We start from the raw sequence: 20,382 nt of genomic DNA, 5'->3' as shown, positions 1-20,382 counted from the left end.
AACGGGAAAATATTCGGATGTGCCAGTTCTGCGCTGAGTTCGGCCTTACCTATCATGTCCCGGCAAAAGCTGGGCTGTCGCGGCGCGCGGTGCTCGATGGGCTCGCAGCTGGCGGTCTTGGCGCCATCGCCGGCGGGCTTCCAAAACTGGCGTTCGCCGATGCCGTCGGTGACGATGTGGTGCGGATCGGCTATCTGCCGATCGTCGACGCCGCAGCTCTGCTCGTGGCGCACGCCAAAGGCTATTTCGAAGATGAAGGATTGAAGGCCGAGAAGCCGACTCTGATTCGCGGTTGGGCGCCGCTCGTCGAGGCGTTCGCCGCCGGCAAATTCAACCTAGTTCACCTTCTGATGCCTGTTGCGTTGTGGATGCGTTATAACAATAACGTGCCAGTCAAAGTGATGGCCTGGGCGCACACCAACGGCTCGAGCCTTGTCGTCGGAGGCGGGACGAACATTCGCTCTTTCGCCGATCTCGGCGGCAAGCAGATCGCCGTTCCGTTCTGGTATTCAATGCACAATATCGTGCTGCAATATGCGTTACGGCAAAACGGTCTGACGCCCGTCATCAAGTCCGCCGCGGCAGCCCCGAACGAGACCGGTCTTCAAGTGATGCAGCCGCCGGATATGCCGCCGGCTCTCGCCGCCAAAAAGATCGATGGCTACATTGTCGCGGAGCCCTTCGACGCTATGGGCGAAGTTGGCACCGGCGGTCGAATCTTGCGGTTCACCGGCGACATCTGGAAAAACCATCCATGCTGCGTCGTCTGCATGCCGCAGCCTCTAATCGAGCGCAAGCCAGCCTGGACGCAAAAAGTTCTCAACGCCATTGTGCGGGCCGAAATCTATACCTCGCACCATAAGGCGGAGGCGGCGGAGCTTCTGTCGCGCGATGGGGCCGGCTATTTACCCATGCCGGCAAGCGTGGTGAAGCGTGCCATGACGCTCTATAAAGAGGATGAGTCCTATAAAACCAGCGGCGCCATCAAGCATTTCGATTGGGGCAACGGCCGCGTCGATTTTCAGCCATGGCCTTATCCGTCTGCAACGCGCTTGATCGTCGAGGCGATGAACGAGACAGTGGTGGCCGGCGACCGCACCTTTCTTGCCAAGCTCGATCCAGATTTCGTCGTCAAAGATCTCGTCAATTATGACTTTGTTCGCTCGGCCCTGGAGAAATATCCAGATTGGATGCTTGATCCCAGCGTCAACGCATCTGACCCCTTTGCGCGCGAGGAGATTCTGGAGCCATGAGTCTCGCCATTCCTTCATCGGAACAGATCTCGACGTCGCCGGCCAACAGGGCTGCGCGGACGGGAATCATCCGTCTTGCGGCGCCGATCTGCGGCGTATCCTTGCTTTTCGCTATATGGGCTTTTGCGGGCTTTCTGCTCATCCATAATCCGGCGACAGCGACCTTCGCGGGTTTTGCGCCGCTGCCGACATTGACGAGCCTTCGGATGATGTTGCTCGATGGCTCGGTGTGGCGGGCGGTCGTTCCAAGCGCCTTTCGCGTCGGCGCGGGCCTTGCGTTTGCGATCGCTATAGGCGCGCCAGTTGGCGTCCTTGTCGGTCAGAGTCGTTTCTTTCGCGAGGCGACTTACATTCCTTTTCAGCTTTTGCGCATGGTGAGTCCGCTCGCATGGATGCCGATCGCCATTTTGATGTTTGCGAGCTGGGATGGCGCGATCGTCTTTCTCATCGCCGCCGCCGCTATTTGGCCGATTATATTCGCTGTCGCCAATGGTCTTAAAAAGCTTGATCCGGATTGGATTAAGGTCGCCCATAATCTTGGGGCGAATAGCTGGCATGTGCTGAACGCCGTCATCATTCCCGCTACTGCGCAAGATTTTCTGACCGGCATCCGGCTGGCTGTCGGTGTCGCCTGGATCGTGCTTGTTCCAGCCGAATATCTCGGCGTCACAAGCGGGCTTGGCTACGCCATCAACGACGCGCGGGATACGCTGGAATATAACCGTCTCGGAGCATTTGTGCTCGTCATCGGCGTCATCGGATTCCTCTTCGACGGGCTCCTTCTCGCGCTGATCCAGCGCGTCAGCTGGACCCGCCGCGGTTGACCATAGAAACTTACAGGAGAGCCTTCATGACTAAAGAAACTTCATCTGACGCGCCAGGCCTCAAACCCGTCGACAAGGCCGGTCTCGATGCGCTGATCGCCAAGGGCAAAGCGAATCCCGACGCTGTGCGCACGCTCAAAGCCCGTACCGTCGCGGAGGGCAAGTTTCGGCAGTTGAATTTCATCCGGGATCTGCCGGCTCACATCGTAGACGAGCCGCCGGGATTGCTCGGCGATGATACGGCGCCAAACCCGTCCGAGGCGGCGTTGGCGGCGCTTGGATCCTGCCTTTCCGTCGGCATTCACGCCAATGCTTTGGCGCAAGGCATAAAAATCCGTTCCCTCGAGCTTGAACTCGAGGGCGACATCAATATCAGCGCCGTATGGGGCGTCGGCGCCGCTCCCGAGTCGGTCGGCTTCAGCGCGGTTCGCGTCGCTGTGAAAATCGATGCGGATGCGCCGCAAGACAAGCTTGACGCGCTCGTCGCCCACGCGACGACTTGGTCGCCGGTCGCCAACACCTTCACGAGACCAGTGCCGCTCAAAGTCAAGCTCTCCAGCTAAAAAGGCGGAAATTGCATGCCGACGCGAGAGATGGCGAAGAGCGCCGCCAGCGCGACTGAATTCATGCTGGCCCGCGTCCGCGATATCGCGGTGCGATACCTCCGCCCACGGGCTCCCGATATAGACAGCAAGGGCGAATATCCGCTGGATATTTTGCGCCACCTTGGCGCCGCGGGAGCGTTCGCCCAGCATCATAGAGGCTTCGGCGAAACGCGATCCGTCGACGTCGGCGCCGCGATTGCCGCGATGAGTCTTGTCGCGGAAGAATGCCTGTCCACGGCCTTCTGCGTATGGTGCCAAGATGCTTTTGGCTGGTACGTGGAGAATACTGACAATGAAGATCTGCGCGGGCAATTGCAAAGCGGCGCGGCGAGCGGCGAGATCCTCGGCGGCACGGGACTGTCCAATCCTATGAAGGCTCTCTCAGGCATCGAACCGCTGCGGCTACGGGGCCGGCGCGTTGCAGGCGGCTACCGCATTGATGGCATCCTACCCTGGGTCTCCAATATCGAGCAGGGGCACTATTTCGGCATATGCTTCTCACTTGAAGATGATGATGACCATATCATAATGGCGCTGGTCCGTAGCGGCGAGGAAGGCGTTTCCTCTCGAAATGCGACGCAGTTCATCGCGCTCAATGGCACAGCCACCGTCACGATGCTATTCAAGCAGGCTTTCATTCCGGATGAGACCATCCTGGCCGATCCGCTGCGTCCATTCGCCAGTAGGATCCGTCCCGGCTTCATTCTGCTTCAAACTGGGATGGCTTCGGGTCTCGTTCGCGGTGCGATTGCGCTTATGCGCAACCTGCCAGAGCCAATTTGGAAGGTGAACCGGTTTCTGCCCGTCGGGCCTGCCGAAATCGAAGATCGGCTGCTCAGCCTAGAGGCAAACCTCGTGAAACTCGCATTGACGCCGCTCGATCAAAACAGCGCCTTTCTTGAACGCGTATTCGAAGCGCGCCTCGAAGCTTCGACCCTCGGTCTTGACGCCGCGCAAGCCGCCATGCTTCACGCTGGCGCGCGCGGTTATGTTGCCGGTTCAGCCTATAGCCGTCGTCTGCGCGAATCCTTTTTTATAGCTATCGTCACGCCGGCGACAAAACATCTCAGAAAAGATATTGCCCATCTGAAAGACGCCGCTGCCCTAGCCTCATAAGCAGCAAAGCGCCAGGCGACGGCGGATAGGGGTCAACACGAGCCAACCTCGGACGCGCGCCATTCGCTGCGTTGCAGGCAACATTCACGGAGGAGGCGGCTGCGCGAAAACTTGCACGACTCGAACTCATTAAAACCGTGCGGCAATCACGCGAAATCGCAATGACCCACCGGACGAGATGCGTATTTTCTGGCCGGTAAAGCTAATCGAACCGGTCTGTGCGTGAATCAAAAAATCGGGCTCCCTCGGCCGAAAGACCGAAATCTCGGACATCGAACATTGGTAAAATCTCGGCGTATGGCGGGTTTTGGCCGAGTTTCTCGAGCGCGGACACGCCTATATTTATTTCGCCTATGGCAGCTCATACATGGTGAATGTTTCGAGCGAGACGCCCGGGATCGGAGCCGGCGTCCTGATCAGGGCGCTCGAGCCGCTCGAAGGCATTCCGATCATGCAGCTAAATCGCGGCATCGAGCGCTTGCGAGACTTGGCGCGAGGACCAGGAAGGCTCGCTGCCGCGTTGCGGGTTGATCGTCAGCTTGACGGGATCGACCTTTGTCAGGCCGGTCCGCTGCGGCTCGGATCTGACGTTCGAGCATCCGGCGAAATCGGGCAGAGCAAACGGATCAGCATTACACGCGCAGCCGACAGTCTGCTGCGATTCTACGTTCGCGGCAATCGGTTCGTCAGCGGTCCAAGATCGCTCAATGGATCAGGATAAGTAGTAGACAGAATCATCGCTCCCGCGTACGGCTAATGGAAAAACTTGCGGGACGTTCTCTTAGCTAGCTCCGTTTCCTGGCTCACGAATGGGGCCACCTCAGAGGTCGCTGTTATCTGGCCCCGCGCCCTCGCGTCAATCGAAGGAGGAGCATGGGTATGGCAAGCCCCGATGTGCTTCGTTATACGAGGATTCCGCTTACCCACGGATCAGGTGCGATCCCCGCCGTCGGGTTTGGCACGCTGATCCCCGATCCTCTCGCCACCAAACAAGCGACGACGACCGCATTGGAAGTGGGATTTCGGCATCTCGACTGTGCGGAACGATATCGCAATGAAGCGGCGGTTGGCGATGCGATGCAGGCAGTGTTCAAGGCGGGGATGATCCGGCGGGAGGACGTCTTCGTCACCACGAAGCTATGGAACACCAATCATCGTCCTGAACGGGTCAAACCCGCCTATGACGCAAGTCTCCGGCGACTGCAGCTCGACTATGTCGATTGCTATCTCATCCATACCCCTTTTGCCTTTCGACCCGGCGACGAGCAGGACCCGAGGGACGAGCGCGGTCAGGTGATATATGATCGCGGCGTGACGTTAATCGAGACGTGGCAGGCGCTTGAGCGCCTCATTGATGACGGTCACTGCAAGGCGATCGGCCTGTCAGATGTTACATTGGAAAAGGTGCGAGAGGTCGTTGCGGCTGCGCGGATCAAGCCTGCCGTGGTGCAAGTCGAATCCCATCCGTACCTCCCCGAGTGGGAGCTGCTCGACTTCTGTCGGGAGAACAGGATCGTACTGCTGGCGTTTGCAGCGTTGGGACACGGCATGAGTCCGAAAATGCTGGATGACCCTGTGATCACAAGCATTGCACAGCGCGTCCACAAAACGCCGGCGCAAGTTGCGCTGGCCTGGGCCGCACAACGCGGCACGGCCTTCCTGACCACCTCAACCAAACCTGGCTACATCCAAGAGAACTTTGAGATATCGGCGCTGCCTGAAGACGCCATGCGCGAGATGCGGGAGGGCATCACGGCGAACGTCAGGTTCAACGCAGTGGCGGAGACCGGCGTGCCTGGCTTTATTCCACAAGCCAAGTGAATTCGCCGGCGTGAGGTTGCGTTCGCTCCAATAAGGGGCGCCACACCCTTGCGGCCTTGACTTAGATCAGGAAGGTTCGCTGCGGCGCTGCGGGTTGATCGTCGGCTCGATGGGCTCGATCTTTGCCGAGAAGGCCCTCTATGGCTCGGACGCGGTGACCGCGAACCCGGCGAAATCGGGCAGAGCATCAGGATCGGCATTTCGCGGGGCGCGAGCCGCCTCCTGCGATTTTATCTTCGGGACAGTCCGTTCGCCAGCGGTCCAAGATCGCTCTGGGAATAAGACCGCCACAGTCCGCGCAAAGTCCGCTGTTGGAAGCCGACCCAGGTCGGCTGAATACGCAAGGACGCCGCTATCGGTTACATCGCGACCCACGCCACCGCAGCGCTGGATTTGAGCAGCAAGTCGACGATATTTGCGGCCGGGATCCTGATAGGCCCCGCGGGTGGATATGATTGAGTTCGGCCCGCATCAACTCAAGGATTTCGAGCCCGCCGTTAAACGCGATCGGCGCATGTGGAAAGCTGCTTCAGAGCATGAACAAGCCCGTAACCCAAAGGCGGAATGTGTCGATTGTCCTTTTGCGAAAGACTTTTCACCAGGCCTTTTCTGGCGTCGACGAAGACCGCATGGGCGCCAGCCGCGATGACTTGTTCCGCAAAAAACGCCGGCGCCTCGGCCGGGTCTTGGATCATCGACGCCGATCAACCCGTTCGGACGGGCAACAAACCCCGACAGTCTATCGCTTCTATCGTCATTCCCCCTGTCTTTGGACACTTCCGCGCGGTGAACTGCCGCCCCGTCAGCACCAAAAGGATGATGCCGATTTCCAGCGCCAGATCGGTGAGGATGGCCGACAAGCTGAAACTTGGTCGCCGCACGCCGACTCATGAACGCGTCCCCGCGCCGCGGTCTGCCGTCGCTCCGCTCTCAGCGGCGCCGAAGCCTCGTCGCGAGCTTTCGGATCGAGGCATCCGTGTCCATGGCGACGTTGCCCGCGTTCTCAATCGTGACGCGGGCCGTCGTTCCCGTCCTGATAGCCGCAAGCAGAGTCCGAAAAGCGCCCGACTTGCGGTCGACGGTAATGTTGCAAACGCTTCCACCCCCGTCGAAATGGCATTCCTTGTCGGACAAAATCGAGGGCGGAATCACTTGCCGACCATCAACTTTCAGTTGGAAGCGAGATCCTGGCGCGCCGACTCGATGGGTGACGATTTCGACCGCACGTACAGTCTTCCCAACCCATGCAACCTGCAGGTCGACGTGTCCCGCATTGGGATCGCCGAACGTCGCCGTCATCGAGGAGGGGCTCGTAGGCCTGGCCGCCCACGCGGGTCCCGGCAACGAGATAGTGAGGGCTGCGGCCAAACCGAGGTGAACAGGATTCATTGCTTTTCTCTTCGCATTGCCAGTGATCTTGTGAATATGGCTGGGCCAGTCGGCGCCGCGTGCGCGGACGCGGCATGCGGCGCCGACGGTCGTCAGTTGATACGGTATACGACCGGGCAGTTGACGATGAAGCCGACCGGGCGCAACGCGCCATTGTCGATACCGGTTATGAAGCCGCGCGTGGCCATGTCTTCGATCGCAAAGGCGTCGGTCAGCCGGGAGCGGTAGCCGCGCTCGATCGCGGCACCGCTCCATTTGGCCGGGAACACGCGCCACATCGGGCTGTAATCGAGGTTGATGGTCGGGATGCCGCCCAGGATATTCAACGGCCCGCGTCCGTCCGAAAGAGCGCTGTCGAGCCCCTGACGCTGCGGGTTGTCTAGACCAGTTGGTCCATTGACGAAAACATAGATGCGTTCGGCCGACTCTCCCGGCGACGCGTCTTCCAACGCGAAGGGAAGATCCTTCATGGCAGGCGCGTAGGTCGCGCCTTCGAGTGTGGCGACGACAGGATCATTGGCTTCGGTCGACAGGTAGAGGATTGGTTTGGAGAAGGTGAAACCGAGCGTCAGTTGCAACGTGACGTATCCGTCGCGCGGGCAGATTGACACAACCTTGTCTTCAACGAACTTGTGGTCGACGTTGCCGTCGCACATCGTATTGAGTTTGGTTTCGTCGACGTTGAAGGCCAGCATCGGCGCGTTGAACAGCACGTCCTTAGCGGCATTCTCGATGTGGACGAGGGGGGTGTAGTCGGCGTCGCCCACCGATCCGGGCTGTGCGGACTTCGGAGGAAAGAAGTTCGGCGCAGCGCCGGGCGTGACTGCGTGGTCGGGTGAGAAATCCACCTTCCCCGCGTTGAACACGAAGGCGCCGTCCGGGTCGATCGTCGCCTCGCGGGAAGCTTTTCCTGTCAGAGCGTAGGCGAGCTTGGGCGAATAGTTGATGCCGTGCAGGTTGGCGAGGTTCTCGTCCGTGACATCGGTCAGCACAAACCAAACGAGCTCACCCGATTTGAGCCGTCCCTTCCGAAGCGGCAGCCGGGCCGTACCGTTTTGCAGGTCGACCTGCGCCTGCTTCATGAGGAGCACCGGACCGAGGAAAGCCGGGTTGATTTCGGAAGGCGATGGCTGGGCCGTGACGATGCTGACATCAGGCTTGATGAAATCCGGTGCCGTACGGGCCTCCGATAGCGGGGCCCCCTCGGTCCCACGAACGACGACCGCGGCGTTCGCCTGTGCGGCGGCCAAAACGCCGAATGCCAGGATTGATGCTGTGCAGGTGGATAGCCAGCGGCTCGGTAGATGTCGAACCAAGTTTTGCTTATTCATGCTGTACTCTTCTTGAGTGATGGATCGCCCGCCAAAGCGCGCTTTCACAATTCCCGAGTCGGGTGGTGGTAACGTCTAATGCGCGGGAGGCCTGTTGGCCGAATACAAGCTTAAAAAAAGCAAGCGGAAGGGTATGTAAAGGTATCGAAACGGTAGCGATTTGCTATGGGCTATGTCCCAGTGTTCGCTGGTAACCACGCCGCCGTGGCCTTACTCTTTGCAAATGAGAGCTGAGCGTGGGTACGCCTTGTTTTGACCCTCAAAGTTTCTCACGGCGAGGCGCGACCGTCTATCATGACTCACAGCGCCGCCTGCCGGTGAGTGGGGCCGGCCGCGTACCATGCTATGTTTCTTCCCTTTCGATAGCGCGCCGCTATTGGCCATGGCGGAAACGATCGGGGATCCTTCGGGGATCGGCGTCTCGGCCGCTCGATGCGAGATTCGATGTGAAGCCGAGAATTAATTTGACGGCTCTGTTGGCCGAGATCTGCGCGGCGGATATTCCACCTGCCCAACGTCTCTCCCGCTACGCTACGGCCATGCGAGAATCGGGGTCGCCTTTCCCGGACGTGTATGATCGCCTAGTCGAGCGGCTTCGGTCAGTCGAAGCAGGCGCCGGCGCGCCTGAGGTCGGCGATATCATGCCACCCTTCATCCTTCCCAATTCCCACGGGCGAATGGTGAGTCTCGGCGAGACTCTGACACAAGGTCCGGTAGTCCTCAGCTTCAATCGCGGCCACTGGTGCCCCTTCTGCAAGATCGAGCTCTGGTCCATGTCCGAGGCCGAACGCGAATTCGCGGAATTCGGAGCACGGATTGTATCGATCATGCCGGAGCGGCAGTCGTCGACAGCGTCAATCGTCGCCGAATTGTTGAACCGACTCCCCGTGCTTTCCGATATGGATAACGGTTACGCAATGTCGCTCGGGCTCGCCATGTGGGTTGGCGATCGTGTTCGGGAGCTGATGGTCGAGCATGGTTTATCCCTCGACGCATTTCAAGGAAATGACGCTTGGCTTTTGCCGTTGCCGGCGACCTTCGTGATTGGGCGGCAAGGTCGCATTCTCGCCCGTTTCGTTGATCCAGACTTCCGCACGCGTATGGCGATCGACGATATCGTGAAGGCGTTGCGATTGTCCATCGGTTGAACCTCAAGGCCATTTGTAAGCTCAACGCGCAAAGCATCAGGCGATGTGCGCCGCCCAATCTTTGGCCCGCAACAAATTCATCAACGCAATTGTCGGAGGTCCCTTCTCGCGCCCCGCCACCGCATAGAGGTGAATCGTGCGCATAATGTCGAGGCCGTCCGTCTCAATCCTGCGCAACTTTTCAGGGCACGGAGTGCTCCTCGGCAAGATTCCGATTCCAAGATCAGCTTCAATGAGCTGAATGAGATCGGCATCTGACACCACCGCGTGCTCGCCTGCCCATTGAATGTCTCGATCGCGGGCGCGCGCGGAAAACGCGTCCGCGAGCTCACAATACGGCCGCATGAGCATGCGCTCGCTCGATAAGTCGGCAAGTTCGGCGCGCCTCCACGTCGCCATCCTATGCCGCGCGTTCACGACGACGTCGAACCCCTCGGCAAAGAGGGGCCAAGCATCCAGTCTATCCCAGCTTTCGCCCAGAGGCCCAGCGATCGCGAGTATGGCCTCGCCTTTTTTGAGATATTTGCCAAGCTCTGCGACCGTTCCGCGCATGAAGCGCAATTCGACGCCCGGAAAGACACGCATCAATTCGGACAAAGGCGACACCAGGAGAGCCATGCTGATTGTGTGTGAGAGCGCGAGCGTTAGCGATGCCACGGAACCGTTGTTGAGGAACGCAGCGAGCTGCTTCGCGGCGACCGCGCTTTCGTAGCATTGCCGCAGAAGGGGCAGCATCTTCTGGCCGAACTCTGTCAGATGCGTTAGATCGCGCTCGCGACCGAAGAGGCTGCCGCCGAGCCCGACCTCGAGCAGTCTAATAGCCCGACTGAGAGACGGTTGCGCGACATCACACTCTTCCGCCGCGCGTGTGAAATTGAGCGTGCGCGACGCGGCCAAAAAGTATCGGATCTGATGCATTTCCACTGGATACCCTCAACCAAAAACGCGTTGGATCTCAGCTATGATCGGCTCCCGTGTGGGACCCGGTGGTCTTCTCCAAGCATCGCGGTCGGCTGCTCGACGGGGCCGTCGCCGCCAAGCTTTCGCCCCCTTCTCGCGCAACCTAATGTCAAAAAACTGATCTCGTCGGACCATTTTTCTCTCGACAGCACGGTAATCGAGACCTGCGCCAATGAAAAGTTTTTAGCCGAGGGATGGATCTGGGCAAGACAGCTCAAGTGACTCGCCGCCTTCGGACTCCGGCCGCAATGCCGAAGCGGATTTCAAGGGCGAGAAGCGCTCGAACGAGACCACTCCTCAATGACCGATCCCGAGGCCCGGCTCTGTCGTTAGGGCCCGGGCGCGGAGGGGAAGCTCGCCTTTCTCGGCCGCGCTCTGATGGAGAACCGATCCGGCCTTCCCGTCGATGCCTGCCTGGCGTCCGCCGACTGACATTCCAAACGCATCGCCACGCTTGCCATGATCGAGCCCGCGCCGATCGGCCCAATGGCGTCACGCTCGGCGCGGACAAGCGTTATGATGCGAGCGATTTCGTCAATGAGCTGCGAACGATGAATGTGCGCCCGCATGTCGCTCAGAATGTCAGCGGCCGGCGCTAGACCATCCACCGGAGAACGACGCGGCTCCAAGGCTACGCGGCGACCCTTTTCGTCACCTGGATTTGTCGTCGAGGTCGCTGATGGCCGAGGTCGCCGAGCATGATTGTGCTCAGGGTTCGGTCGACGCGACTACAAGCTCCGTGGATGTCACGTCTCTCATAAGTGCCCGCAGCTTTGAATCTTGGTGGCTGCCGAAGGCGGCGTCGAACCCAGCCTGGGCCTCCGCCCAATAGGTCCAAGCCTCGTTCAGCCGGTTTCGCCCCACGTCCGTCAGATGAAGTTCTTTGCTCCGGCGGTCGACTGACCCTTGAGTAACGGCGATGAGGCCATCTCGCTGCAGAGGCAGAATGTTCCGGCCAAGAGTCGTCCGGTCCATGACCATCACCTCGGCGAGACGATTGATGGTCAACGGGCTCTCCACCTTCAGCTTAGCGAGGATCGAGAACTGCGTTATGCGGAGCCCGCAGGGCGCCAGATGCTGGTCATAGAACTGGCTCACGTGCCGTGCGGCTTGGCGGATCGCCAAGCAGGTGCAGAACTCGGGTGAGGTGGTGAGTGTCATAGCAATCCCTTGACAGCCTGGAATGAGAAAGCGTATGTGCACATTTACAGGCGCATATACGCATATGTCAAACTGATCCTGTCGGCGACGTGGGGCGGACAGGTGAAAGCACTGGCAGACTAACGAGCAGACGGCTATGATCGATAACTATACCGTTCAGCACTGTGAGCATGTCAGCCAGCGTTCCTTCGAGGACGTCGTCGCTGCCTTTGAGGCCGAGCTTGGCAGCGTCGAGGACCCGGCCATCATCCCGCGTGAGGTCGCCGCGGCCACCAGCCAAGCCGATTTCGAAGCTCGCATCAGAGCCCACGAGGGCCGAAGCGGTTTCATGCGCTTTTTGACGAACGACCATGGCGCCTGGATGTCTAGGGTGGGCGTGGAAGCAAAGATCCGGTCGTACATCATAGGCAACCCACTCATCGCTCAGACCATGATCACCCATGACCCCGCTGTCGGCCTCAACGTGCCTACAAGGGTCGTGATCTACCAAACGGCATCTGGCGAGGTTCGCCTGGGCTATGACCTGCCCTCGTCTCTGATGAGCCGGCTCAGCAACGATGAGGTTTCCGCTGCGGCCGTCAAGCTGGATGCCAAGCTCCGCGCCTTGGCGGCGCTCGCGACCGGGGCGCCCGCCTGATATCGACATCAGAAGCAACGCTGTATTGGTTTCAAGCGGCGGAGGCAGTTGGAGCAGAAATTCGCCGCGCGCGGCGCGAAGACGATGACGCTGGGCTAACTTCCACGCAGCAGCGCGGGAGAACGCTGCGCACCGCGCGGCGGAGATATCGTGTCGGGTCCTGACGGAACCGGACGCAGATGTTTCAGCCTGAACGAAATACAGAAATCCGGCCGATAAAGTTACCGACGAAATTAAAAGCCTGATTTCCCGCCATGCCAAAATGCCGTGCCGCTCCGCACGAGCGGTTTTCTCACTCTGGAGGATGTAATGACCGAACTCAACATCGCGAACCGTAAGGTTGGCACGCTTGAAACAACGCCCACCCGTTACGTCGAAGGCGGCGGGATCCGCTTCGCCTATCGCCAACTCGGGCCATCGACCGGAACGCCGCTGGTTCTGCTGCAGCACTTCTCGGGCAACATCGATGCGTGGGACCCCGCCGTCGTGAACGCCCTGGCCGCCGATCGTCCTATGATCGTTTTCGACAACGCCGGCGTCGGCCGCTCGACAGGCCAAACCCCCGACAATGTCGCCGCGATGGCCCGCGATGCAGTCACCTTTATCAATCTGCTCGGCCTCTCCAAAGTCGACCTGCTGGGGTTTTCCCTCGGCGGCTTCGTCGCTCAGATCATTGCCGCCGAGCACGGACCTCTGGTCCGCAAGGTGATCCTCGTCGGCACTGCTCCGAGAGGCGGCGAAGAGCATCTGCTGGCGGTGCTCCAGGAGGCTTTCTCACACACTGAGGCGCCGGATATCCGGCTGCCGCTGTTCTTCACAAGATCTTCCGCCAGCCAAGCGGCGGGTCTAGCGTTCCTGAAGCGGGCGAAGGCCCGCACCGAAGATCGCGACGCCGACAGCGGCAAGGCCGTGACCGATCCGCAGGCCAAGGCGCTGATCACCTGGTGCGCCACGCCCGATCCCGAGCACGCCATTCTGCGCGCGATCACGCAGCCCGTCCTTGTGGCCAGCGGCAGCAACGACACCATGCTGCCGGCGGATAACGCCTACGCGATGTTCAAAGCTCTGAGCAACGCTCAGCTCATCCTCTATCCCGACTCCGGGCACGGCGCTCTCTTTCAGCACCACGAGGCTTTCGTCAGCCATGTCCGGACCTTCTTGGACGCGTAGCCGATAGCAGCGTCACCGCTGCCCGATTCGGGACTGACCCGGCCGCAGGAGACCGCAGCGGAATCCCAGTTTTTCAATCTGTTGTTGTGGAAAAGTTATGAGCGAAACGTCAACTCTTGAGCGTGATGAAGCGGAATTCGCCCGCAAGGTCGAAGAAAATCAGCTTCGGCTTCGCGGCGCCTTGAAGGGCGCATACGACTTTATCGTATGTGGATCCGGCTCGTCCGGCTCCGTCGTGGCGCGGCGGCTGGCCGAGAATCCAAGCGTCTCGGTGCTGCTGATCGAGGCCGGCGGAAGCGATGGCGCGCACGAGGTCCAGACGGCGGCGGCGTGGCCGATGAATCTGGGCAGCTCGCGCGACTGGGGTTTTGCGGCATTGCCCAATCCGCATCTCAACGGGCGCGCCATCCCGATGAGCATGGGCAAGGTGCTGGGGGGAGGATCGAGCATCAACGTCATGCTCTGGGCCCGCGGCCACAAGAGCGACTGGGATTATTTCGCCGCACAGGCCGACGATCCGGCCTGGAGCTATGACTCCGTTCTGGCCATCTACCGCGAGATCGAAAACTGGCGAGGCAAGCCCGATCCGGCCAGACGCGGACGCGACGGCCTCCTCTACATTACGCCGCCGGTCGAGCCGAACCCCATCGCAGTCGGCATGCTCGACGCCGCCGCTGAGCTTGGCATCCCCGTCTTCGAGGATGTCAACGGCTCCATGATGGAAGGCCCCGGCGGCGCGTCCTACTTCAACTTGCGCATTCGCGACGGCCGGCGGCAATCCATTTTCCGATCCTATGCATATCCGTTGATGAACCAGCCGAACCTCACCGTGCTGACCGGCGCCCTTGTCACGCGCGTGCTGACTGAACGGGGAGCGGCGACCGGTGTGGAGTGCATCCTCGACGGCCGGCTCCATCGCTTCAACGCCGCGCAGGAGGTGATCCTGTCCCTGGGCGCCATCCACACTCCCAAGGTATTGATGCAGTCCGGCATTGGCGATGCTGAAACGCTGGCGTCCTTCGATATCCCGTCGGTCGAACATCTTCCTGGGGTCGGGGCCAACTTCCAGGACCACATCATGGTCTCAAGCTGCATCTGGGAATATCCGGAGCCGATTGCCCCCCACGGCAATGGCGGCGAAGCCACCATCTTCGCCAAAAGCGCGCCGGAGCTCGATAGTCCTGACATCCAATTGCTCCAGATCCAGTTCCCGGTGCCCACTTCTGAACTCGCCGCGCGCCACTCCATACCGGCGGGATCTTGGGGGATCTTTCCGGCGCTGCTGCGTCCGCATAGCGTTGGGCGTCTGCGCCTGACCGGCGCCAAACCCGAAGACCCGATCCTGATCGACTCGCAGATCCTTTCGGATCCGGCTGATCTAACCGCTTTGCGGCGATGCGTAGAGCTCGCGCGGGAGGTCGGCAATGCCAAGGCGCTTCGGCGCTTCGTGAAACGAGAGGTCATGCCGACGGCGCTCGATCCCGCGGCGATGGATGATTTTATCCGCGACGGCGTGACGACCATTTGGCACCAGAGCTGCACCGCCAAGATGGGACAGGACGCCATGTCCGTCGTTGACAGCCGCCTCAAGGTCTACGGCGTCGACCGACTTCGCATCGCCGACGCCTCCGTGATGCCGCGGGTTCCCTTGGCCAACACCATGGCTCCCTGCGTCATCATCGGCGAGCAGGCGAGCAAGGCAATCGCCCGCGAACGTCGGCTTTGATCGGCTCGAAAACGATTAGGCGGCGAACGCCGCCGCCGGTCCCTCAGTCAGCGTAAGAGTCCCTCGATGAGGAGTTCCTCGCATCAAGGGATTAGCGGCAGGTCAGAAGCGCCGCGTTCAAAACATGATGGAGGTTGATCATGTCGAAAAGGTTCCTTGGAGCAGTGGCTCTGTTTTGCGCGAGTTTGGCTTTGCGATGTCCGACCATGGCCGGGGCGGCGGACAAGTTCCAGGTCTCGAACACATCCGTGGTGATGGAGCATGTGACAATCGAGACATCCACGCCTTATCAGCTAGTGACATCTCGGCTCGATGCCGAGGTCAAGCGGTTCGACGAAAGCTATCGCGAGCTCCTCCAGGAGAACAAGATCGCCGAACTTCGTATGAAGCTGACCCAAGCCCTAGCGCCGGACGGCTTCATGATTCACTTTGTAGCGGAGCAAGGCGACTTGCTGGCCCTGGAGGGACGACGCCAACAGGGCGACGTCTACTATCTTGGCGACGTCCTTGCTGCCGCCGAGATGACGAAGCTGAATTTCAGCGCTGCGCTTTACGCTCCTCTTCGGCTCAACGTGTACGAAAATGCTCGAGGCGGAACGACCTTTGAGTACGATAAGCCCTCAACGCAGTTTGGGCAGTTCCACAATGCCGAAATCGACGAGGTCGCCCAGACCCTCGATGACCACATGCTACGTCTGATCAAGAAGGTGAGCGCTTAAGGCGCTTGCCCACGCCGGAGGAGTGCGGAACCACATCGGTTTGCCCAAACTGACCCATCGGGTGTTCCTATTCCCTTCGATGCTAAAAAGCGCAGGTTCGCGTTCGCTGCGCACCCCCGCCGGGAGGACCATCTCTTCGGCTATCCGTGATGTCCGCAGCTACGCCAACACGCCAAATTACGCGGAGACGAAATCATGCGGAGGACCCGCCGAGCGACCTGACCTCGGAGGCCAGACCCCAGCTCACCGTCGGCCGCCTGGGATTTCCAAGGAATATAGAGACATGAACGACGACGGCCGGCCGGGAGGCATCCTCGTCGTCGATGACGATGCAGCCATGCGAAGCATGGTCATCAATTTCCTCGAAGAAAATAACTTGCGCACCATTTCAGCCTCAGGACAGCAAGATATGGCTCGTCACTTTGCGAGAGACAAACCCCGTTTGGTTATTCTTGATCTGCAACTTGGCCGAGAGGACGGGCTCGAGTTATTGCGAGATATCCGGTCGCGCTCCGGCGTCCCAGTCATCATTGTCACTGGCCATCGGCGCGAAGAGACCGACCGGGTGGTTGGCTTGGAACTTGGCGCCGATGATTACGTCACCAAACCTTTCAGTCTCCGAGAGCTGCTGGCGCGCATTCGGGCAGTGTTGCGGCGACGGAAAACCGAGCGCGTCGCGCCTCCGCAAGGGCCGGAGCTCGGCGTTTACACATTTGGTGGGTGGCAGTTCGATCGGCGCTTTGCCCGCCTGACCGACTCCAGTGAAATTGCGGTTACGCTGACGAAGAGCGAGCGCGCCCTCCTCATTGCGTTCCTCGAAGCGCCGCAGCGCACACTCTCTCGTGGTCTGCCCCCTGAAAAGTGATCCTCCGTGAAGTATGGGCTTATGAGCCTGATGGAGGACTGCGCAATGCCGAGGAAAAGACACAAGGCGGAAGAGATCGTCGCGAAGCTACGGCAAGTCGAAGTGCTTAGCGCGCAAGGGCGACCGGTCGCGGAGGCGATCCGCTCGATAGGGGTGACGGAAGTTACATACTATCGATGGCGGTCGGAATACGGCGGCCTGAAGGGCGATCAGGTGAAGCGGCTGAAGGAGCTGGAGGCGGAGAATACGCGGCTCCGTCGAGCGGTGTCCGATTTGACGCTTGAGAAGCTGATCCTGAAAGAGGCTGCCTCGGGAAACTTCTGAGCTCCGCGCGTCGTCGCGCCTGCGTGGAGCATGTGATCGCCGAACATGGCGTTTCCGAGCGGTTCGCTTGCCGGGTTCTCGGTCAGCATCGCTCCACGCAGCGCAAGGTTCCGACCAAGCCCGATGACGAAGCGGCATTGATCGCCGACATCACGGCGCTCGCCATCCAGTACGGCCGCTATGGCTACCGCCGCATCACGGCGATGTTGTGGGAGCGAGGCTGGAAGGTCAACGTCAAACGGGTCGAGCGGATCTGGCGACGCGAGGGGCTGAAAGTTCCGGCCAGACAACCCAAGCGCGGGCGTCTCTGGCTCAATGACGGCTCGTGCGTCCGGCTGCGCCCGCAATGCCCCAACCACGTCTGGTCCTATGACTTCGTCGAGGACCGCACTCATGATGGCAGGAAATATCGCATGCTGAATATCATCGACGAATTTACCCGCGAATGCATCGCGATCAGGATTAACCGGAAGCTGAAGGCAGCGGACGTCATCGACGTTCTCTCGGACCTCTTCATCTTGCGAGGGGTTCCGATCCACATTCGTTCCGACAACGGCCCGGAGTTCATCGCCAAGGCGTTGCGTGACTGGATTGCCGCCGTCGGCGCGAAGACCGCCTACATCATGCCGGGCAGTCCCTGGGAGAACGGCTATTGCGAGAGCTTCAACTCGAAGCTGCGCGACGAGCTTTTGAATGGTGAAATCTTCTACACTCTCAAGGAGGCGAAGGTCGTCATTGAGCGATGGCGACGCCACTACAACACCGTGCGCCCGCACTCATCGCTGGGCTACAAGCCGCCAGCCCCGGAGACCCTGCAATGGCCGGCTTCGCAATCCGGACCAGCTTCGCCCGCCACGCCAGCAATAGCGCCAGGGCCGACAATGCACTAACATTCAAACTGGATCACCCCATGGGGGCAGGCCACGAGCACGGCGTCGTCGGTGCCAACGAGATCCTTGATGCAGAGGAATCCTGAAATTAGTTTGAACGACGCTCCGTAAGCAACTCGAATAGGTGCTATGCGCCCATGCAAATCGTCCGCGTCATCCTCTGCGGAAAGATAAAGCGTTCGGCCGGGTTTAACTTTTCTTCCGATCCAATCGCCGTCGAGCGCCATCGCGCCGCAAAGGAGAAGCGCAAGGGGGGGTGCCGGCCCCCCGTCTCCCGACAATATCGTGACAGCCTTGGCAGGGATGAGGCCGGGCACGATCCGCTCGTGCAGGGGCGGCGTCTCGTCATCCCATTCCGACATGTCGATGCACCAGTCGGCACCGGAGCCCCTGTCGGACTTGTCGCCGTTCGCGTCTTTGGCGCCCTTGGCCACTTCTCGCGCGATCCACGCTATCGCTTCCGCGCGCTCGGCCGCCTCGACCTCGGCGATAGCTTAATCCTTGGCTTCGCCTTCCGAGCTAATGGCCTTCTGCCACGCGGCTTGGGTTCATGCGGCGCAAGGCGGCAAGCACGACTAGCGCGGGCGGCTGAGAGATAAACCGGCTTGGCCCCCGTCTTCGAATCGGGCAGCGGATGACGCCGCGCTCGAAGTCTACCCATTCCCATCGAGGTGCAGAATCTCGCGCATCAGAGCGCCGGCTAAGCGGCAGTGGCGTCTTCGGCTGCCACTTCCCAGTTATAACGAGCGCGCATGCGTCGTGCGAACGCACGGCCGAGCGATAGATTGGCAGCGGTGCCATCCCGCAATAGGTAACCGTAGTCCTGCTGCCCAACCATACGCTTCAGCGCCGATTGGATCGGCTCAGCCACCGAGAAATCCATCTCCGCTATCCGGCAAGGAATTACGTCGCCTGATTAAAACTTCCATTCCGCGTTGCGGCGTTCTCTAAGTTGCGCAATGGTCAATTAGTCGCTTGTCGCCTCACTGGTATCCATGGTTTGCGCCTTTTGAAGAACTTGCCGGCCATTCAGACGGGTTTGATTAGAACAAAGTTTTACCGATCGATAGCTCGATACGCTCGCGCGCACTTTGCGAAGAACGATCGCTTAGCGGCCACGCCCGCGCGATGGGACATCATGGCGCAGACGCCACGCTTTGCGCTATGCTTCGGCCCGATTCGGCCAGGCTTGATTGATCGCTCAGATGCTTTGGCCGCCGGACACTTCGATCCACTGCGCGTTGACCCAGCGATTGTCCTCGGACAGCAGGCTCGCGATCATTGGCCCGATGTCGTCCGGCAAGCCGACGCGGCCTAGGGCGGTCACGTCTGCGAGTAGCTTGTTGATGTGAGCGTTGTCGCGAGCGCCGCCACCGCTGAAATCGGTCTCGATCGCGCCCGGCGCGACCGTGTTCACCGTAATGCCGCGTGCGCCCAATTCCTTGGCCATGTAGCGGGTGAGCACGTCCACCGCGCCCTTCACGCATGCATAGGCGGCGTAGCCGGGAAAGCATATCCGGGTCAGGGCGGAAGACACGTTCACGATGCGCCCGCCGTCCGCGATCAAGGGCAGCAGAGTCTGCGTCAGAAAGTAGACTCCCTTGAAGTTTACGTTGACCAGTTCGTCGAACTGCGCCTCGGTTGTCTGGTCGATCGTGCCGTAGATGCCGTGACCGGCGTTGTTCACCAGGTGATCGAACGTCTCGCGCTGCCACGTCTCGCGCAGCGTGGTCCGCAGCTGATCGGCGAACGCGGCGAAGCTGGCGACGTCGCCGGTGTCGAGTTGGAAGGCGACCGCCTTGCGGCCCATTGCCGCGATCTCGGCGACGACGGCCTGTGCGTCATCGCCCCGGCTCCGGTAGGTGAGAACGAGGTCGCCGCCGTGGCGGGCGATGCTAAGGGCGGTATTTCGGCCGAGGCCGCGGCTGGCGCCGGTGACGAGGGCAATCTTGGTCATGGTCCTACTCCTGGGGCGTGACCTCTACCATATGGATCGCGACGTTCCCGGCCTAGCTAGATAACGACGATATAGGAGTTCCGATTTTTTGCATGGCATCCCGACATTGGATAGGCTATGGCCGCGATACGAGATAACGTAAGAGATCTCCCTCCGGTGATCATCATAGCCTGCAGCCGACGCAGACTGCTACGGCCCGCTGCGCCATCCATTTTCTCGCCGATCGCCATAATCCGCAGTTTTTCGTGCGCTAGGGGCGTTGAAGCGGAATAGCTTCGCCAAGCGATCCTTCGAGCCATCTGTCCCATTCCTGGGGGTCGTGAGCAGCACCTGCATGGCTTTGGCGTAGATCGGCCGGACCACATCATTCGCTTCTGCCGTCAGAAAGGAGAAAAGGCGATGCTCGCGCGTTTCGCCTTTTTCTGCTCGCCGGTCCATATCCGCCAGATCCCGGCGAAGGCTAACAGCGGCTGGCTTTCATCGAGC

At 60.3% G+C, this 20,382-nt stretch carries 22 protein-coding genes and 2 pseudogenes; 15 read left to right on the top strand and 9 right to left on the bottom strand.

The features are described 5' to 3' along the window. The first annotated feature begins 17 nt into the window (after window positions 1-17). The 7 genes and pseudogenes from WDN46_10995 (at window position 18) to WDN46_10965 (ending at window position 5,901) form a co-directional block, all read left to right on the top strand. Window positions 18-1,253, top strand: a complete 1,236-nt coding sequence (locus tag WDN46_10995; protein MEJ0093938.1) for an ABC transporter substrate-binding protein — start codon at window positions 18-20, stop codon at window positions 1,251-1,253. Then, window positions 1,250-2,077: an ABC transporter permease subunit gene (locus WDN46_10990; protein ID MEJ0093937.1), complete on the top strand. Its 828-nt coding sequence runs from the start codon at window positions 1,250-1,252 to the stop codon at window positions 2,075-2,077. Before WDN46_10995 ends, WDN46_10990 begins: the two co-directional genes overlap by 4 nt. Window positions 2,078-2,103: 26 nt before the next feature. Beyond that, window positions 2,104-2,640, top strand: coding sequence for an OsmC family protein (locus WDN46_10985; protein MEJ0093936.1), 537 nt, complete (start codon window positions 2,104-2,106; stop codon window positions 2,638-2,640). Between the two features lie 15 nt (window positions 2,641-2,655). After that, window positions 2,656-3,798 carry an acyl-CoA dehydrogenase family protein gene (locus WDN46_10980; GenBank protein MEJ0093935.1) on the top strand — a complete coding sequence of 381 codons (1,143 nt, stop codon included), beginning with the start codon at window positions 2,656-2,658 and terminating at the stop codon, window positions 3,796-3,798. A gap of 307 nt (window positions 3,799-4,105) precedes the next feature. Continuing rightward, the gene (locus WDN46_10975; GenBank protein ID MEJ0093934.1) at window positions 4,106-4,519 is read left to right on the top strand and encodes a DNA-3-methyladenine glycosylase; all 414 of its coding nucleotides are present in this window, start codon (window positions 4,106-4,108) and stop codon (window positions 4,517-4,519) included. A gap of 158 nt (window positions 4,520-4,677) precedes the next feature. Beyond that, the gene (locus tag WDN46_10970) at window positions 4,678-5,619 is read left to right on the top strand and encodes an aldo/keto reductase (protein ID MEJ0093933.1); all 942 of its coding nucleotides are present in this window, start codon (window positions 4,678-4,680) and stop codon (window positions 5,617-5,619) included. An 81-nt stretch (window positions 5,620-5,700) separates the two neighbouring features. Beyond that, window positions 5,701-5,901 (top strand): annotated as a pseudogene (locus WDN46_10965) (DNA-3-methyladenine glycosylase). A gap of 215 nt (window positions 5,902-6,116) precedes the next feature. On the opposite strand, the gene WDN46_10960 reads toward WDN46_10965, so the two are convergent. The 3 genes from WDN46_10960 to WDN46_10950 form a co-directional block, all read right to left on the bottom strand. Then, entirely contained in the window at window positions 6,117-6,314 is a 198-nt protein-coding gene (locus WDN46_10960; GenBank protein ID MEJ0093932.1) for a hypothetical protein, read from the bottom strand. 235 nt (window positions 6,315-6,549) lie between these two features. Continuing rightward, entirely contained in the window at window positions 6,550-7,008 is a 459-nt protein-coding gene (locus WDN46_10955) for a hypothetical protein (GenBank protein ID MEJ0093931.1), read from the bottom strand. A gap of 92 nt (window positions 7,009-7,100) precedes the next feature. Next, window positions 7,101-8,339, bottom strand: coding sequence for a hypothetical protein (locus tag WDN46_10950; GenBank protein ID MEJ0093930.1), 1,239 nt, complete (start codon window positions 8,337-8,339; stop codon window positions 7,101-7,103). Between the two features lie 446 nt (window positions 8,340-8,785). Here WDN46_10950 and WDN46_10945 point away from each other — a divergent pair, with 446 nt between their 5' ends. Next, a complete protein-coding gene (locus WDN46_10945) occupies window positions 8,786-9,487 on the top strand; it encodes a peroxiredoxin-like family protein (protein MEJ0093929.1) in 702 nt (233 codons plus the stop codon). A 36-nt stretch (window positions 9,488-9,523) separates the two neighbouring features. Here the strand turns inward: WDN46_10945 and WDN46_10940 are convergent, their stop codons facing one another. Next, a complete protein-coding gene (locus tag WDN46_10940; GenBank protein MEJ0093928.1) occupies window positions 9,524-10,405 on the bottom strand; it encodes a LysR family transcriptional regulator in 882 nt (293 codons plus the stop codon). A gap of 53 nt (window positions 10,406-10,458) precedes the next feature. On the opposite strand from WDN46_10940, the pseudogene WDN46_10935 reads away from it, so the two are divergent. Continuing rightward, window positions 10,459-11,043, top strand: a pseudogene (locus WDN46_10935) (IS5/IS1182 family transposase). 112 nt (window positions 11,044-11,155) lie between these two features. On the opposite strand, the gene WDN46_10930 reads toward WDN46_10935, so the two are convergent. Then, complete coding sequence (locus WDN46_10930) at window positions 11,156-11,608, bottom strand: MarR family winged helix-turn-helix transcriptional regulator (GenBank protein MEJ0093927.1); 453 nt, start codon at window positions 11,606-11,608, stop codon at window positions 11,156-11,158. Window positions 11,609-11,744: 136 nt separating this feature from the next. Between WDN46_10930 and WDN46_10925 the strand changes: the two genes are divergently transcribed. The 6 genes from WDN46_10925 to WDN46_10900 all read left to right on the top strand — a co-directional run bounded on the left by WDN46_10925 (window position 11,745) and on the right by WDN46_10900 (window position 17,939). Next, window positions 11,745-12,245, top strand: coding sequence for a DUF302 domain-containing protein (locus tag WDN46_10925; protein ID MEJ0093926.1), 501 nt, complete (start codon window positions 11,745-11,747; stop codon window positions 12,243-12,245). Window positions 12,246-12,554: 309 nt separating this feature from the next. Continuing rightward, entirely contained in the window at window positions 12,555-13,415 is an 861-nt protein-coding gene (locus WDN46_10920; GenBank protein MEJ0093925.1) for an alpha/beta hydrolase, read from the top strand. 97 nt (window positions 13,416-13,512) lie between these two features. Beyond that, on the top strand, window positions 13,513-15,141 hold the full coding sequence (locus tag WDN46_10915) for a GMC family oxidoreductase N-terminal domain-containing protein (protein MEJ0093924.1): 1,629 nt from the start codon (window positions 13,513-13,515) through the stop codon (window positions 15,139-15,141). A 140-nt stretch (window positions 15,142-15,281) separates the two neighbouring features. Beyond that, on the top strand, window positions 15,282-15,860 hold the full coding sequence (locus WDN46_10910) for a DUF302 domain-containing protein (GenBank protein ID MEJ0093923.1): 579 nt from the start codon (window positions 15,282-15,284) through the stop codon (window positions 15,858-15,860). 283 nt (window positions 15,861-16,143) lie between these two features. After that, on the top strand, window positions 16,144-16,725 hold the full coding sequence (locus tag WDN46_10905; protein ID MEJ0093922.1) for a response regulator: 582 nt from the start codon (window positions 16,144-16,146) through the stop codon (window positions 16,723-16,725). Window positions 16,726-16,770: 45 nt separating this feature from the next. Next, window positions 16,771-17,939, top strand: a protein-coding gene (locus tag WDN46_10900) for an IS3 family transposase (protein MEJ0093921.1) whose coding sequence is annotated in 2 segments (ribosomal slippage) — window positions 16,771-17,035 and window positions 17,035-17,939 — 1,170 coding nt in all. Because the reading frame shifts where the segments join, the coding sequence is not laid out codon by codon here. Here the strand turns inward: WDN46_10900 and WDN46_10895 are convergent. The 4 genes from WDN46_10895 to WDN46_10880 all read right to left on the bottom strand — a co-directional run bounded on the left by WDN46_10895 (window position 17,936) and on the right by WDN46_10880 (window position 20,334). Then, window positions 17,936-18,373, bottom strand: coding sequence for an AAA family ATPase (locus tag WDN46_10895; GenBank protein MEJ0093920.1), 438 nt, complete (start codon window positions 18,371-18,373; stop codon window positions 17,936-17,938). The genes WDN46_10900 and WDN46_10895 overlap by 4 nt on opposite strands. Window positions 18,374-18,639: 266 nt before the next feature. Next, window positions 18,640-18,822, bottom strand: coding sequence for a hypothetical protein (locus tag WDN46_10890; protein MEJ0093919.1), 183 nt, complete (start codon window positions 18,820-18,822; stop codon window positions 18,640-18,642). Between the two features lie 318 nt (window positions 18,823-19,140). After that, complete coding sequence (locus tag WDN46_10885; protein ID MEJ0093918.1) at window positions 19,141-19,896, bottom strand: SDR family oxidoreductase; 756 nt, start codon at window positions 19,894-19,896, stop codon at window positions 19,141-19,143. Window positions 19,897-20,085: 189 nt separating this feature from the next. Then, window positions 20,086-20,334 carry a hypothetical protein gene (locus WDN46_10880; protein ID MEJ0093917.1) on the bottom strand — a complete coding sequence of 83 codons (249 nt, stop codon included), beginning with the start codon at window positions 20,332-20,334 and terminating at the stop codon, window positions 20,086-20,088. Between the last annotated feature and the right edge of the window lie 48 nt (window positions 20,335-20,382).

This window comes from Methylocella sp. (genome assembly GCA_037200525.1).
In the GTDB taxonomy this organism is placed as follows: domain Bacteria; phylum Pseudomonadota; class Alphaproteobacteria; order Rhizobiales; family Beijerinckiaceae; genus Methylocapsa.
This window is presented reverse-complemented; position numbering and strand designations above follow the sequence as displayed.